Genomic DNA, 13,653 nt, shown 5'->3' on the forward strand with positions numbered 1-13,653 from the left:
CCCGTACCCGCCGCGCCATATCCTCCCCCCGCTACCGGGAGGCGAGCAGGTCCCTGTCCTCCTGGCCGGCCTCCGCCCCGGGCGCCTGCCTGTGGGTCAGTTGCTCTCCCTCGACGTCGACATGGGGCAGCACCCGGTGCAGGAACCGCGGCAGCCACCAGGCCGCGTGCTGCATGACGGACATCGCGGCCGGCACCAGACACATCCGGACGACGAACGCGTCGAGCAGGACGCCGACCGCCAGGGCCAGCCCCATGCCCTTGGTGATCTGCATGTCGGCGAAGACGAAGGACCCGAAGACGCTGACCATGATGACCGCGGCGGCGGTGACGACCTTCGAGCCGTGCCCGAAGCCGTCCACCATGGCCGAGGTCGGGCTCTTGCCGCGCGCGTACTCCTCGCGCATCCGGGAGACGAGGAACACCTCGTAGTCCATGGCGAGTCCGAAGAGGATGCCGATGAGCAGGATCGGCAGGAAGCTGATCACGGTCGGGGCGGCCTGGGTGCCCAGCACGGAGGAGAACCAGCCCCACTGCAACACGGCGACCAGGACACCCAGCGAGCCGCCGAGCGACAGCAGGAAGCCCAGCGCGGCCTTCAGCGGCACGGCGATCGAGCGGAACACCAGGGTCAGCAGGAGGACGGCGAGGCCCATGACCACCAGGCAGTAGACGGGCAGCGCCTCGGTGAGCTTGGCGGCGACGTCGATGCTGACGGCGGTGTTGCCGGTGACGTTGATCTCGGTGTCCGTGGACTTCTCGATGCCGTCACGGGCGGCCCGGATGTCGCGCAGCAGCTGCTCGGTGCGCTCGTCCTGGGGACCGCTCTTCGGTACGACGCCGACCATGGCCGCGTTCCCGGTGGCGCTGAGCCTGGCGGGCGCCACCGCGGCGACGTCCGGCAGACCGGCCGCGGCCCGCGCGATCTCCTTGGCGGCCGTCCCGGTCGCCTCGGCCCCGTCACCCTTGACCAGGATGACCAGTGTGCCGCTGTAGCCGGGGCCGAACGCGTCGTCGGTCATCTTCTGCGCGCGGACAGCCTCCGGGTTGGTGCTGGCCAGCGAGAGCCCGAGCCGCAGATCGGCGGCCGGCACGGCCAGCACGCCGAGGCCGACCAGGCCAAGCAGCAGGACGGTCCAGCGGCGCCGGTCCATCAGCCGCGCCCAGCGCACGCCGGCGCCGACCGCGCCGGACCGCTGCTTGTCCAGCGAGCGCCGCGCGGACCGGCGCAGCGCCGGGACACGGCTGGTGGCGATGCGCGTGCCGACCAGGCCCAGTACGGCGGGCAGCAGGGTGAGCGCCAGCAGCACCGCGATGACGACGGTGAGGGCGGCGCCGAGTCCCATGACGGCGAGGAAGGGGATCCGTACGACGGTGAGGGCTGCGAGTGCGATGACCACCGTCGCGCCGGCGAACAGGACGGCCGAGCCGGCGGTGCCCACGGCGAGCCCGGCGGACTCCTCCGGGTCCATACCGTCCCTGACCTGCGTCTGGTGCCGGGAGACGATGAACAGCGCGTAGTCCACGCCGACGGCCAGGCCCAGCATCACGGCGAGCATCAGCGCGGTGCTGTCCATCTCGACGACGCTGGTGAGCGCCAGCAGGGACAGGACGCCCAGCCCCACCCCCACCACGGCCATGGCGAGCGGGACGACGGCGGCGCGCAGCGAGCGGAACACCAGGATCAGGACGATCAGGGTGATCAGCATGCCGGCCGCTTCACCGGCGCCTCCGCCGCCGCCCGACTCCACGGGGTCGAACGCCCGGCCGCCGAGGGCCACCGTCAGCCCGCCGGAGCGTGCCTGCTCCGCCGCCGACTCGATCTCCTCGATCGACGCCGCGCTGATGCCGTCCGCCTTCACGGATGTGAAGGTGACCTCGCCGATGCCGGTGCGGCCGTCGCGGGAGACGTTCCCCGCCGCGGCCGAGGGGGCGGTCACGGACTCCACGCCGGGGGTCTTCGCGATCCGGTCGGTGGCCGTGCGGATCGCGTCGGCCGCCGGGCCGGCCGTCACCGTACCGCCGCTCGGGGCGCGGAAGACGATCTGCCCGGTGATGCCGTCACTGCCCGACGGGAACTCCTTGCCGAGGACGTCGGAGGCGCGCTGGGCCTCGGTGCCCGGAATGCTCGTCGTGGAGGTGAACGGCTTCATCAGGGTGGCCGCCGCCGCACCGAGGGCGCACAGCACGACGAGCCAGCCTATGATCACCGTCCATTTGCGCCGGTAGGAGAACCTCCCCAGGCGGTACAGGAACGTGGACAAGAGAACTCCCTGGGAGTGGACGCGCGGAACAGGAGGGCCCGGCACACGGAAAAGGTGGAGAGCCGCGGGGCCCGGCACCGGCGACGCTATGAGCCGTCCCGGCCCGTGAGCGCCGTTCGGCCCCGTCCGGGGCGCTTCTCACACGGAACTCCCATGGAAGGTGCCGGGAGCGTGGGGCACTCTTGATCACGTACCGCACGCAGGGAGAGGTCGCACCGATGAACGACGAGGAGCCGCGGGCGCGGGGCCGGCTGCTGGTGGTCGACGACGAACCGGCGATCCTGGACACCGTCACCCGGTTCCTGCGCTTCCTCGGGTACGAGGTGCACACCGCCACCACCGGCCGCGAGGCGCTGGCCCTGGCGCGGGAGTGCCTGCCCGACCTGGTCCTGCTCGACATCATGCTGCCGGACAGCGACGGTTTCGAGGTGCTGAACCGGCTGCGCGCCGACGGTCTGCCGATCGCCGTCGTCTTCCTCACCGCCCGCGACACGCGCAAGGACCTCGTACGGGGCCTCACGGCGGGCGGGGACGACTACATCACCAAGCCCTTCGGCCTCGACGAGGTCGCCGCCCGCGTCGGCGCCGTACTGCGCCGCACCCGGGAGCAGCGCCCGAGCGACCCCACGGTCGAGGTCGCGGACCTCACCCTCAACACCCTGACCCACGAGGTGCGCAGGGCCGGCGCCCTCGTCGAGCTGTCCCCCACGGAGTTCCGGCTGCTGCGGTATCTGATGCTGCACCAGGGCCGGGTGATCACCCGGGCCCGGCTTCTTGAGCACGTGTGGTCGTACGACTTCAACGGTGACGACACCGTGGTGGCCACCTACATCAGCTATCTGCGCCGCAAGGTCGACAGCCACGGCGAGCGGCTGATCCACACACACCGCGGTGTCGGCTACAGCATCCGGGCCACGGAGTGCTGACCCGGCGCTGGTGGCGGAACCGGCCGCTGCGCACCCGGCTCAGCCTTCTGCTCATCGTGCTGCTCAACAGCGTGCTGACGGTCACGAGCCTCGTGACGTTCTCCGTGCTGCGGTCCTCGCTGTACAAGGAACTCGACCACCGGCTGGCCACGACGACCGCGGGCATGGCGACCGCGAGCACCTCCGACATCGGGATCGTGGGCAAGAACCCCACCGACTACGGGTGGATCAAGTTCGGCGGCGATCTGTACGTCGCCCTCCTCAGCGGCGACCAGCGCCCTCATGGCCCCGGCCCGCGCTATCCGGACCCGGCGCCTCCGGCGGGCACCGCCGTGACCGTACCGGCGGACGATCCGGCGAGTTCCGCGAAGTACCGGCTCGCCACCGCCCGGCTCACCGACGGCCGGACCGCGGTGGCCGCGGTCGACACGGCCGCGACCGAGGCCGCGGTCAGCAGCGCCGTACGCCTGTTCATCGCCCTGCAACTGCTCGCCGATGTCGCACTGGCGGTGCTGGGCGTCCTGGTCGTACGGCGCTCACTGCGCCCGCTGGAGCATGCCGCGCACACCGCCGACCGTATCGCCGCCGGCGACTTCGCGCCGCGCCTGGTCGACGCCCGTATCGCCCCGAAGACCGAGGTGGGGCGGCTCTCCGACGCCCTCAACCGGATGCTGGACCAGATCCACGCCGCCCTCGGCGCGCGCGACGCCTCGGAGGAACGGCTGCGCCAGTTCGTCGCGGACGCCTCGCACGAACTGCGCACCCCGCTGCAGTCGATCCGCGGTTACGGCGAGCTGTACCAGCGCGGCGCCCTGCCGGACACCCGGGCTGTCGACGAGGCCATGGAGCGGATGCTGGCCGAGGTGCACCGGATGACGCGCCTGGTGGAGTCGCTCCTGATGCTGGCCCGCTTCGACGAGGAGGACCCGGACGACCTCGAACCCGTCGACCTCGGCCGGATCGTCACGGAGTCCTGCCGCGACGCGGCGGCCGTGGAACCGGCCCGCCCCTGGACGGTCGCCGTGGCTCCGGACGTGACGGTACGCGGGGACGAGGCCCAGCTGCGCGGAGTCGTCGCCAACGTACTGGCGAACGTACGCATGCACACACCACCGGACGCGGCCTGCGCGGTGAAGCTGTCGGTGTCCGGCGGCCACGCCACGCTGAGCGTCGCCGACGAGGGACCGGGCATCCCGGCCGAGGCGCTCCCCCATGTCTTCGACCGCTTCTACCGCGCCGACAGAAGCAGAAGCCGCGCCCGGGGCGGCAGCGGCCTCGGCCTCTCGATCGTCGCGGCCGTCGCGGACCTGCACGGCGGCACCGTACGCGTCGAGAGCCCCGAGTCCGGCGGTACGCGGGTCGAGATGACGCTTCCCGCGCTGTGACCGGCCCCGGCGTCCGAAGACCCTAGACGCGCATGGTGGTGCCGCCGTCGACGCACAGGATCTGGCCGGTGGTCCACTCCGAGAGGTCGGAGAGCAGGAACGCGACGGTGGCGCCGATGTCCCGGGGCTCTCCGTGGCGTGCCGCGGGCGTCCCCGTGAGGATCATGTCGCGGAAGTCCTCGGGCAGATTCAGCTTCGTCGCCTCCGTCATCACCAGGCCGGGCGCGATGCCGTTGGCACGGATGCCGTCCTTGCCGTACTTGCGCGCGACATGCCTGGTCAGCGCGCCGATACCGGCCTTCGTCACCGAGTACGCGACCTTGTCCGCCATGCCGGCGTAGACCGCGCCGGAGAGGGTGTTCACCACGGATCCGCCGCCGCTCGCGATCATGTGGGGCAGGGCGTGCTTGAGGGTCAGCAGGTAGCCCGTCAGATTGACGTCGATCGTGCGCTGCCAGGCCGCGAGGTCGATGTCGACGGCGTGCGTGTCCTTGGCGACCTCGTCGGGGTGGATGTTGGCGGCCACGTTGAAGAGTCCGTCGATCCGCCCGTACTCCTTCACCGCCCGGTCGATCTGGCTCTTGACCTGCGCCTCGTCCGAGATGTCGACCACCATTGCGACACCGTCTCCCCCGGCGTCCCTGGCCGCCCGCAGCGTGGCCTCCGCCGAGGCCTCCACGACGTCGCTCACCACGATCGTGGCGCCGCCCGCGCCCAGAAACTTCGCCGTCGCGGTGGCGAGCCCACCCGCGCCCGCGAGCACGACGACCTTGTTGTTGAGGCCTTCCATCAGCGATCTCCTTCACACCCGATGCCACGTTTCCAAGAAACGTACAGGGGTGTACGGATAATGACCAGTAGTCTGCGACGCATGCCAGAAGAGACGCAGCGCACACAACGGCGAGACGCCGCCGCCAACCGGGAGCGGCTCCTGGCAGCCGCCCGCAAGGCGTTCGCCGAACAGGGCCCCGACGTCGCCTTCGAGGAGATCGCCCGCGCCGCCGAGGTCAGCCGGACCACGATCTACCGCAACTTCGCCACCCGCCAGGAACTCGCCGCGACGGTCTACGACGACAACGTCGTACGCATCGAGGAGCACGCCGCGGAACTGGGCGACCGCCCGGACGCCGTCGTACGCCTCCTCGACTTCGTCCTCGACATGCAGCGCGACAACCGGACCCTCGCCCACATCCTGTCCGGCGCGGACGTCTCCTGGCTGACCCGCCTCTCCACCAGAACCGTCGCCGCGTTCCGCCCCCACTTCGAACGCGGCCTCACCACCGGGCTCGTCCGCCCGGACGTCGAGATCGAGGACCTGATGCTGACGTTCCCCATGGCGGCCGGAGCCATGGCGGACAACGACGTCGTCCACCGCGAGGAGCTGAACGACCGCATCCGCGCGATGCTCCACCGTGCCCTCTTCACGGACCAGGGGCACCACGGCTGAAGGGGCAACCACGGCCGAGGGACGGCCGCAGGCCCCACGACGACTCGGCCGGCGCTACGCGCAGACCTGCTTGGGGGTGTTCGCGCCCGGCCGGGCGCGGAAGTGGACCTCGTGTCCGGCGTCATCGGTGAAGACGGCTTCACTCTCGGACTTCAAGGTCATCGTGCCCCACTGGGTGGGGTTGCCCCATCCCTCGGGCGGGTTCCCCGAACCGTCGGAGAGCGGAGTACTCGCTTCGAAGTATGTCGAGCCGACAAGGGCCTCATCGATTCCGCAATGCGTATAGAGCTCGAAGGGAATCGTCCGACCGGACGGCGTCGCCCGCACAGCCCTTCCCTCCTCACCGACCGTTCCGCAGCTCGTAAGTACCGCGGAACCCAGCGCGGCAGCGGCGAGTATGGGCCCAATTCTCCGAGTCACAGCCTTCTGACGCTCAGGCCGAGTCGGCGGTTCCGCGGCGCGAGTGTCTTACGGCGAACGGCCTGGCGCACCTCCTTGTCGATCGGGCCTGCCCTGCCGTGCGCGTTCGGTCACCAGCTCGCCGACCGTCCGGATGCGGGGCGGGGCCGGCTTGCCGGACCGCTCACCGGGGGAGCGGTCCGGCAGGGTGCCTAGGATGATGAATGCGCTGTCCAGACGGTCCCGCGTGGCTCGTACTCCAGTATCTCTTCCACCTCCAGCACGGCATCCGAGCCGATTTCGCGCTTGAACAGCCACAGGCCCAACTCCAGCCCCGAGGAGACGCCTCCGGCGGTGACGAGGTCTCCGTCATCGACGACGCGGGCATTCTTGACGAGGCCGCCCTGCGCCGCGAGTTCCGCCTTGGCCAGCTGATGAGTAGTGCAGGGACGCCCCTTGGTCAGGCCCGCCGCGGACAGCAGTACCGCCCCCGTACAGACCGAACTGATCGTCAGCCCCTCCCGGGACGCGTCGGCGAGCGCCCGCGGCAGGACACCGCGCCTGATCTCCGCCCAGACGCCGGCCTCTTCCGAGCGTAGGTATCCCCCTCCCGGCACCACGATCACGTCCGCCTTCTCCGGGGACCACCGGTGCTCGACCTGGAAGCCGACGCCGTGTGCGGAACGGATCAGTCCGGGGCGTCCCATGGTGACGTAGCGGACCTTTACCCTTTCCCGGCCGTACACGAAGACGGTGTAAGGAGCGACGCAATCGAGGTCCTCGACCCCGTCGAACATCACGATGTCGACGCGCAGCGGGGCGGTACGCCGTGGTGCGGCCGAGGCCGGACCGCCGCTGACAGCTGTGGCGGTCAGCGCGCCACCGGCCACGACCGCCGCGCCCGCCGCTGTCGTTCCGTGAAGAAATCGTCTGCGTTCCATGACTGGTGTCTCCTGTGTCTGTCGAGCGTCCGACCGGGCAGTGACGTGGCATGTGCATTCGAAACAGCACCAGGGCAACCGAACGGGCTCACTGTGACCGGCCGCCGCGGGCGACTTCCGGTTCCGCATGTGTTCGGCTCATGCCGGCGAAGCAGTAGTCGATTCCCGTGCCGGGTGAGTTCCCGCGGCGTTGTTGATGACGCTCGTGACCGTGGACTGTTCTCAACCTCAGTTGATACGTGGCGAAAGACGTGGCCCACCGGGCACCGGGTGCCCGAGCACATCACCGCGGCCGGCGGCGCAGAGGCCGGGGCCGCGGTGACGACGTACGAGGCACGCCCGTTCCCGGGCGTGCCCAGCCGTTGAGTGCGAGTGCGCGGGCGCGGGGCGCGGGGCGCGGGGCGCGGGGTCAGAAAGCCGTCCAGGCGAACGTCACCTTGTCGCCGGCGGTCAGCTTGAACTGGCAGCCGCCGACGGGCGTGGACGTACCGTTGACGGAGATGTTCCAGTAGGCGACGCCCCCGCCGCCGACGTCCTTGACGCTCTCGACCAGGAAGTCGTCGAAGGACGCGTACCAGGTGCCGTCCCACGTGAAGTGCCGCTTGCGGGCGGCATCGTCGAGGGCGGCTGTCGGCGTGGGGACGGCCGTGGGATGGGCGCCGCCGTTGGTGCCGTCGCATCTGTGTGTACCGCCGCCGGCGGTGGTGACCTCGTGTCCCCGGGTCTTGATCTTCCCCTGGAAAAGAAGTCCGTCCGGGCCCTGGACGGTAAGGCTCACGTTGATGGGGGTGTTCGTGCCTTCGGCGCTCCGGGCATGGGAGACGGCCGGGGCGGAGGCGAGGGCAAGGCCGAGGGCGGTCGCGACAATGACGGAGCGTCGTGCGTGTGTGCGGTGCAAGGCTGAGCCTTCCTGAGAGGGATGGCCCACCACCCGTCGCCGACGGACAACCCGCGCGGGGTTCTCGGCTTCGCGCCGCGGACCACAACAGTGGGAAGCGGTTCTCAGCACGTGCCGTGCTGCCCGACTCACGGCCCGAAGAGCCGCACACGCGCCGACGTCCCCGAATCCTAAAGGGTGTTGAGGCACTGCCGACAGAGGGGCAGTGCCTGCGCCGCGTGCGTCGAAACGTGCGTCGGGATATCGCCCGCGACACCACGGCACACATCACGCGCGGGGTGTCCGGCCCCGGTACATCTCCGCGAGCAGGAACGCCGGGTCCAGCGACCGGGTGTGGTTGAGGCGGGGATCGCACGCCGTCTCGTAGCGGAGGCCGACCAGCTCGCCGATCGGATCGTCGTCATCGACCACGGCCGGGTGATCGCGGAAGGCACCGTGGAGGAGCGCAAGAACAAGTCGGGCCGCACCCAGCCGCACCTCACTGTTCTCGACCGCGCCCAGCCGCCGGCGGCTCTCTCGGCCCTCGCGCCGGTCATGGCCGGCGCGCCCCGGACCGACGGGGAGCGGGGCGCCGCGGCCGTACAGATCGTCGAGGGAATGGAGGGAGTGGCGGCGGCTGCCGCTGCCCTCAGAGACGCGGGCATCGAGATCGGGGAGTTCGGTCTGCGCCGGCCCACGCTCGACGGCAGGTCAGGTCAGGTCAGGTCAGGTCAGGTCAGATCAGATCACCGCCACCGCCGGCCTTCCGCGCAGCACCATCGAGGTGGGCAGAAGGCTCGCGGTGAGGGTCAGCAGCCCCGCGAGACCGATGACGACGAAGTAGATCCAGGCCGGGCCCCGGGGCATCGCCGAACCGCCCAGCGCGATCCCGAAGGGTGCCAGTGTCGCCGCGGCGACGGCGCTTCCGAGCACGATACCCACCAGGGCGACCAGCACGGACTCGACAGCCATCATGCGCATGATCTGGCCGTTCGTGGCACCCACCAGCCGCTGGAGGGCGAACTCCCTGCGCCGTTCGGAAGCCGAGATCACCAGGGTGTTGACCAGCGAGATCACCGCGTAGCCGACGATGGTGCCGGCGAGCAGGTAGTTGATCCAGGCACTCGTCGCCCCGTCGTCCGCGGCGACCGCAGCGTCCGCGGCGGCCCTGCCCACGATCCGCGCGCCTGCCTGATCCGCCATCACTTTCCGTACCTGGGAGACGGTCTGCTCCGTGGAAGTGCCGTCGTCCCCGGAGACGAGGATCTCCGGCACCAGCCCCGTGGTGGAGTGCGCGAGCATCAGCTCGGCGGGCAGGAACGCCGTTCCGAACCCCTTGCGCGCCTCGTAGGACGCCACGACCTCCGCCCGCACCTGTGCGCCGTCCCCCAGTAGCAGGGTGACCGTGTCCCCAATGCCCTTGCCCTTCTCACCGGTCAGGGAGGTCGGCAACGCGACGGAGTCGCCCTTCAGCCGGGTGAAGGACCCCTCGGCCGCCGGAGCCGCGAGGACACGGCCCGCCCCTTCGGCGCTGATGCCCTGCACCGAGAGCTCGGTGTTGTCGGGGTCCTCGCCCTCGGCCCGGTCCTCCGCGCTGAGCGGTTCGAGGATGTACGCGGTGCCGGGAAGGTAGGCGGACGCTCCCCCCACCCCCGGCTGCCGGGCGATCGTGTCCACCAGTTCCGGTGCGAAGCCGCCGGTGGTCGACGTGACCACGGCGTCCGCGGCAACGAGTTCGCGTGCGGCCTCCTCCGAGGCCACGGCCAGCGAGGTCTGCATGTAGATCAGGGCGGTGGCGAGTCCGGTGGCCAGCATGACGGGCGTGACGGCTCCGGCGACCCGGATCCGCCGGACCCTTGAGTTGTTCATGGCGAGACTGCCCGCGAACCCGGTGACCGCCTGCAGCGGGCGGCCCAGGACCGCGGTGAACACCCGGGTGAGCCCCGGGCTGATGAGAGCGATCCCGCCCGCCCAGAGCAGCGCGGCGGGACCGGCCGTACTGGCGGCCACCGTGCCCTCCATCACCAGAGCGGTGACCAGGGCGAGGGCGACCCCGCCCGCAAAGCACAGCAACGCGAAGACAAGTCTGCTCCCGCTCAGCCAGCGGCGCTGCAGACCGGACTCGGCCAGCGCGTCGGCCGGCCGGGCCTTCGCGGCCCGCCGCGAGGCGATGAAGGCGGCGGCGACCGAGACGGCCAGCGCTGTTCCGGCTGCGACGATCATGGGGATCCAGCCCGCCCGGAAGGCGATCTCCGGAGCGACCACACCGCCCCCCGCCAGCCGGTCGAGCATCCAGCCGCCGAGGTAGCGGCCCGGGAACAGAGCCAGGGTCACCGCGACGACAGCGATCACCAGCGTCTCGCCGACGATCATCCGGCGTAGTTGTCCGGGCAGGGTGCCCACGGCGCGCAGCAGCGCCATCTCGCGCAGGCGCTGCTGCACCAACAGTGCCAGGGTCGAGCCGACGACAAAGACCGTGACCATGACGGCGATGCCGCCGAACACCGCCGACAGCGAGATCAGCCGCGTCGAAGCCGCGAGTGCCTGGGGGAACTCGGCCTTGCCCCGGGCGTCCCCCGTCAGTACGACCACGCGACGGTTCTCGAGTGCCTTGGCGATCCGTTCCGCGAGCGCGGCGGGACTCGTGCCCGGGGCGGGCACGACGGCGACGGAGTCGACTTGGTCCGGCCGGCCCATCAGCCTCCGGGCCTCGTCGTCGGTGAAGTACACCGCACTCGCGGCTCCTTCGACCGGCTCGGTGATGCCGCTGACCACGACCTCGCGGGAGCCGCCGGCGACGGCGAGCCGCAGCCGGTCCCCCCGAGTGACGCCCAGTCGCTGCGCGGCCCGCCGGTCGAGAGCGACCTGGCCGGCGCCCGCGGGCTCGCGCCCCGAAGCGGGTCCGGCCGCGGCGAGTACGGCACTGGACCAGCCGTGTCCCCGCAGCGCGTCGCCGCCGGAGTCCGGGCCGTCGCGCAGCGCGCTGACAGGGAACGTGACGTCGGGCAGCGCCCGTTCGACGCCCTCCACGCCACGTACCGTCTCGACGTCCGAGAGATCGAGACGGACACGTTCGGGGAGCACGTCATGGTCGAAGGACTGGTCTCCCGTGACCACGACCGGGGCGGCGGCGAGACGCTGCGGCGGCACCGGGCTGCGGATGCCGGTCTCCATGAGCGCGCCGCAGGCCATCACGATGAGCGCGCCGAAGAACAGGGCCACGAAGGAGGCCAGGAATCGACCCTTCCGGAACTTCAGCGACTGCAGGGCCAGGCCGAACATCACACGGCTCCTTCCACCACGTCGGAGAAGCGGTCTCCCCAGGCGCCGAGGTGCGTCATGCGCTCCGCGATGGTGTCGGCGGACGCGCCGTACAACTCGTCGACGACGCCGCGGTCTGCCAGGAAGACGGTCCGGTCGGCGTGCGAGGCGGCCACGGGGTCGTGGGTGACCACCACGGCGGTCTGCCCCTCGTGGTGCACGGCGTCCCGCAGCAGCCGCAGCACCTGCAGCGCCGAACGGGTATCGAGTGCGCCGGTCGGCTCGTCCCCGAAGAGAACGGCGGGCCGGGCGATCAGCGCGCGGGCGATGGCGACCCGCTGCTGCTGGCCTCCGGAGAGTTCGCCGGGGCGGTGCGCGGCTCGGTCGGCGAGACCCACACGCTCCAGGGCATGCCCTACGGCACCGCGCTCCGGCTTACGGCCGGCCAGCCGCAGCGGCAGGGCCACATTGTCGGCGACGGTGAGAGCGGGCAGCAGGTTGAACGCCTGGAAGACGAAACCGATGCGGTCCCTGCGGAGCAGGGTCAGCTCCTTCTCCCCCAGCCGTGTCAGCTCCTGTCCGTCGATCTGTACGGAGCCGGCGGTGGGCCGGTCCAGTCCCGCCGCGCACTGCAACAGCGTGGTCTTCCCCGAGCCGGACGGCCCCATGACGGCGGTGAACGTGCCGCGCCGGAAGCCAATGGTGATGTCGTCGAGGGCGCGTACGAGGGTGCGCTCGGTCCCATAGGTCCGGCTGACCCCGGTGAGCCGCACGACCTCGTCGGTGCGGGCCGCGGAAGGTGACGTACTCATAACTCCCCTTGCGTGGTGGCGTTCCGGTCCGATCCGGAGCGGCTGAGTGGACCGGGGCTCGCCAGGACACGGCGCGCTTCGGCCAGCGGGTCGGCCGGGCGGCCGAGCACCGTGCGGGCCACGGTGCTGTGAAGACGTGCCGCACCGGCCACCGCGTAGCACGACAGCGGTACCAGCGCGCAGGCCACGACGGTGGCCACCAGCGCGGTCGGCAGGTCGTCCACTCCGATGAAGCCAAGAGCGCCGCCCTCGGGCACGGCCCAGTACCAGGCGGGTACCAGGACCACCGCGAGGTTGGTCAGCCACAGTCCGAGCGCCAGGGCGTCGAGCAGCAGGAGCGGTACGAACAGGACGGTGAGGTAGGCCAGGTCACGGAGTACCGCGGGATCCGTCCACCGTGTGGTCACGGCGTTGAGGATGCCGGGCTCGGTCACACGCCGGTGATCGGCCTTCACCGCTTCGGCGATCAGCCCGGTGCGCGCGCGCTCGATGTGCGCACAGCCGCGCACCACCGCCGCCGAGCCGATGAGCAGGGGCACCCCGAACACCAGGAGACTCAGGGCGAAACACACCACCACGACCGCCGTGGTGAAGGCGAACAGGAGCGGGCCGATCAGCAGATAGCTGGCCAGGTAGACGGTGGACGTCCACGGACGCGACGAGCGCAGCAGCTCCAGGGGGGCGGGCAACGGCCCGGAACGTACCTGCCGCGGTCCGGCGGTCACGTGTCCACACTCCTCAGCAGGCTCTCGACCTCGGCGATGCGTCCGTTGAGGTCGGAGAGTTCCGTGCGCAGTGCCTCCTGTTCGGCGACGGCCTCCTCGGCGAGCTTGCGGAAGCCCGCCATGGCGACGGCGTCGGCCCGGTGTCGCTGAAGTGTGAAGTAGGCCATGGTGGATCCCGATACGCCTCCGACAACGATGAAGGTGATCAGGATGGCGACGATGCCGCCTGTCATGTGGGGGTTCCCTTCTCTTCCGCGGCATCGACCGCGGTCACAGCCCTGGCCTCGTCCTCACGGAAGGCCTCGAGCACGGTATTGACCGTCACATGGACGTCGAAGGGCTGAAGTTCGAAGTACTTCAGCGCCTTGCCGCCCGGCGACAGCTCCAGCAGGCCCACAACCAGGCCGGCCGCCTCCAGCCGTTGCAGATGCATGTAGAGCAGCGGTCTGGACAGACCCAGGCGGCGTGCCAGCTCACTCACATGCACGCGTCCGCTCGCCAGCTCGCGGATGATCCGCAGCCGTTGGGTGTGCCCCATCGCGGCCAGAAGCGCGAGGAGTTCATCGGCCGCCACCACAGAACACCCCCTCTGACTTTCACCTGTAATACAAAACTGA

General features: G+C 70.8%; 13 protein-coding genes. 3 read left to right on the plus strand and 10 right to left on the minus strand.

Annotated features, from left to right (window positions below; all coding sequences use genetic code 11):
- Positions 1–31: 31 nt before the first annotated feature.
- A complete protein-coding gene (locus tag AB0389_RS06400) occupies positions 32–2,263 on the minus strand; it encodes an MMPL family transporter (protein ID WP_366394179.1) in 2,232 nt (743 codons plus the stop codon).
- A gap of 218 nt (positions 2,264–2,481) precedes the next feature.
- On the opposite strand from AB0389_RS06400, the gene AB0389_RS06405 reads away from it, so the two are divergent.
- Both AB0389_RS06405 and AB0389_RS06410 read left to right on the plus strand, forming a co-directional pair.
- A complete protein-coding gene (locus tag AB0389_RS06405; protein ID WP_366394180.1) occupies positions 2,482–3,189 on the plus strand; it encodes a response regulator transcription factor in 708 nt (235 codons plus the stop codon).
- Positions 3,183–4,574, plus strand: coding sequence for a HAMP domain-containing sensor histidine kinase (locus tag AB0389_RS06410; protein WP_366394181.1), 1,392 nt, complete (start codon positions 3,183–3,185; stop codon positions 4,572–4,574). The genes AB0389_RS06405 and AB0389_RS06410 overlap by 7 nt, the downstream gene beginning before the upstream one ends.
- 22 nt (positions 4,575–4,596) lie before the next feature.
- On the opposite strand, the gene AB0389_RS06415 is transcribed toward AB0389_RS06410, so the two are convergent.
- Positions 4,597–5,364: an SDR family NAD(P)-dependent oxidoreductase gene (locus AB0389_RS06415; RefSeq protein WP_366394182.1), complete on the minus strand. Its 768-nt coding sequence runs from the start codon at positions 5,362–5,364 to the stop codon at positions 4,597–4,599.
- Positions 5,365–5,445: 81 nt separating this feature from the next.
- Between AB0389_RS06415 and AB0389_RS06420 the strand changes: the two genes are divergently transcribed.
- Complete coding sequence (locus AB0389_RS06420; protein ID WP_366394183.1) at positions 5,446–6,021, plus strand: helix-turn-helix domain-containing protein; 576 nt, start codon at positions 5,446–5,448, stop codon at positions 6,019–6,021.
- Positions 6,022–6,632: 611 nt separating this feature from the next.
- Here the strand turns inward: AB0389_RS06420 and AB0389_RS06425 are convergent.
- The 8 genes from AB0389_RS06425 to AB0389_RS06460 form a co-directional block, all read right to left on the minus strand.
- Positions 6,633–7,361 (minus strand): DJ-1/PfpI family protein, encoded by a 729-nt coding sequence (locus tag AB0389_RS06425; protein ID WP_366394184.1) that lies wholly within the window; start codon positions 7,359–7,361, stop codon positions 6,633–6,635.
- A gap of 409 nt (positions 7,362–7,770) precedes the next feature.
- Complete coding sequence (locus AB0389_RS06430) at positions 7,771–8,259, minus strand: DUF4430 domain-containing protein (protein WP_366394185.1); 489 nt, start codon at positions 8,257–8,259, stop codon at positions 7,771–7,773.
- A 267-nt stretch (positions 8,260–8,526) separates the two neighbouring features.
- Entirely contained in the window at positions 8,527–8,670 is a 144-nt protein-coding gene (locus tag AB0389_RS06435; RefSeq protein WP_366394301.1) for a hypothetical protein, read from the minus strand.
- A 309-nt stretch (positions 8,671–8,979) separates the two neighbouring features.
- A complete protein-coding gene (locus AB0389_RS06440) occupies positions 8,980–11,520 on the minus strand; it encodes an FtsX-like permease family protein (protein WP_366394186.1) in 2,541 nt (846 codons plus the stop codon).
- On the minus strand, positions 11,520–12,311 hold the full coding sequence (locus tag AB0389_RS06445; protein WP_366394187.1) for an ABC transporter ATP-binding protein: 792 nt from the start codon (positions 12,309–12,311) through the stop codon (positions 11,520–11,522). Before AB0389_RS06445 ends, AB0389_RS06440 begins: the two co-directional genes overlap by 1 nt.
- The gene (locus AB0389_RS06450) at positions 12,308–13,036 is read right to left on the minus strand and encodes a sensor domain-containing protein (RefSeq protein WP_366394188.1); all 729 of its coding nucleotides are present in this window, start codon (positions 13,034–13,036) and stop codon (positions 12,308–12,310) included. Before AB0389_RS06450 ends, AB0389_RS06445 begins: the two co-directional genes overlap by 4 nt.
- Positions 13,033–13,269 (minus strand): hypothetical protein, encoded by a 237-nt coding sequence (locus AB0389_RS06455; RefSeq protein WP_366394189.1) that lies wholly within the window; start codon positions 13,267–13,269, stop codon positions 13,033–13,035. Before AB0389_RS06455 ends, AB0389_RS06450 begins: the two co-directional genes overlap by 4 nt.
- Positions 13,266–13,610, minus strand: a complete 345-nt coding sequence (locus AB0389_RS06460) for a winged helix-turn-helix domain-containing protein (protein WP_366394190.1) — start codon at positions 13,608–13,610, stop codon at positions 13,266–13,268. Before AB0389_RS06460 ends, AB0389_RS06455 begins: the two co-directional genes overlap by 4 nt.
- Positions 13,611–13,653 lie beyond the last annotated feature (43 nt).

The sequence above is a fragment of the Streptomyces sp. NPDC093109 genome (genome assembly GCF_040701725.1).
GTDB lineage: Bacteria > Actinomycetota > Actinomycetes > Streptomycetales > Streptomycetaceae > Streptomyces.

Coding starts and splice junctions, on each gene's coding strand:
- AB0389_RS06405 (WP_366394180.1), top strand. CDS start 2,482: ATGAACGACGAGGAGCCGCGGGCGCGGGGCCGGCTGCTGGTGGTCGAC.
- AB0389_RS06415 (WP_366394182.1), bottom strand. CDS start 5,364: ATGGAAGGCCTCAACAACAAGGTCGTCGTGCTCGCGGGCGCGGGTGGG.
- AB0389_RS06420 (WP_366394183.1), top strand. CDS start 5,446: ATGCCAGAAGAGACGCAGCGCACACAACGGCGAGACGCCGCCGCCAAC.
- AB0389_RS06425 (WP_366394184.1), bottom strand. CDS start 7,361: ATGGAACGCAGACGATTTCTTCACGGAACGACAGCGGCGGGCGCGGCG.
- AB0389_RS06440 (WP_366394186.1), bottom strand. CDS start 11,520: ATGTTCGGCCTGGCCCTGCAGTCGCTGAAGTTCCGGAAGGGTCGATTC.
- AB0389_RS06445 (WP_366394187.1), bottom strand. CDS start 12,311: ATGAGTACGTCACCTTCCGCGGCCCGCACCGACGAGGTCGTGCGGCTC.
- AB0389_RS06455 (WP_366394189.1), bottom strand. CDS start 13,269: ATGACAGGCGGCATCGTCGCCATCCTGATCACCTTCATCGTTGTCGGA.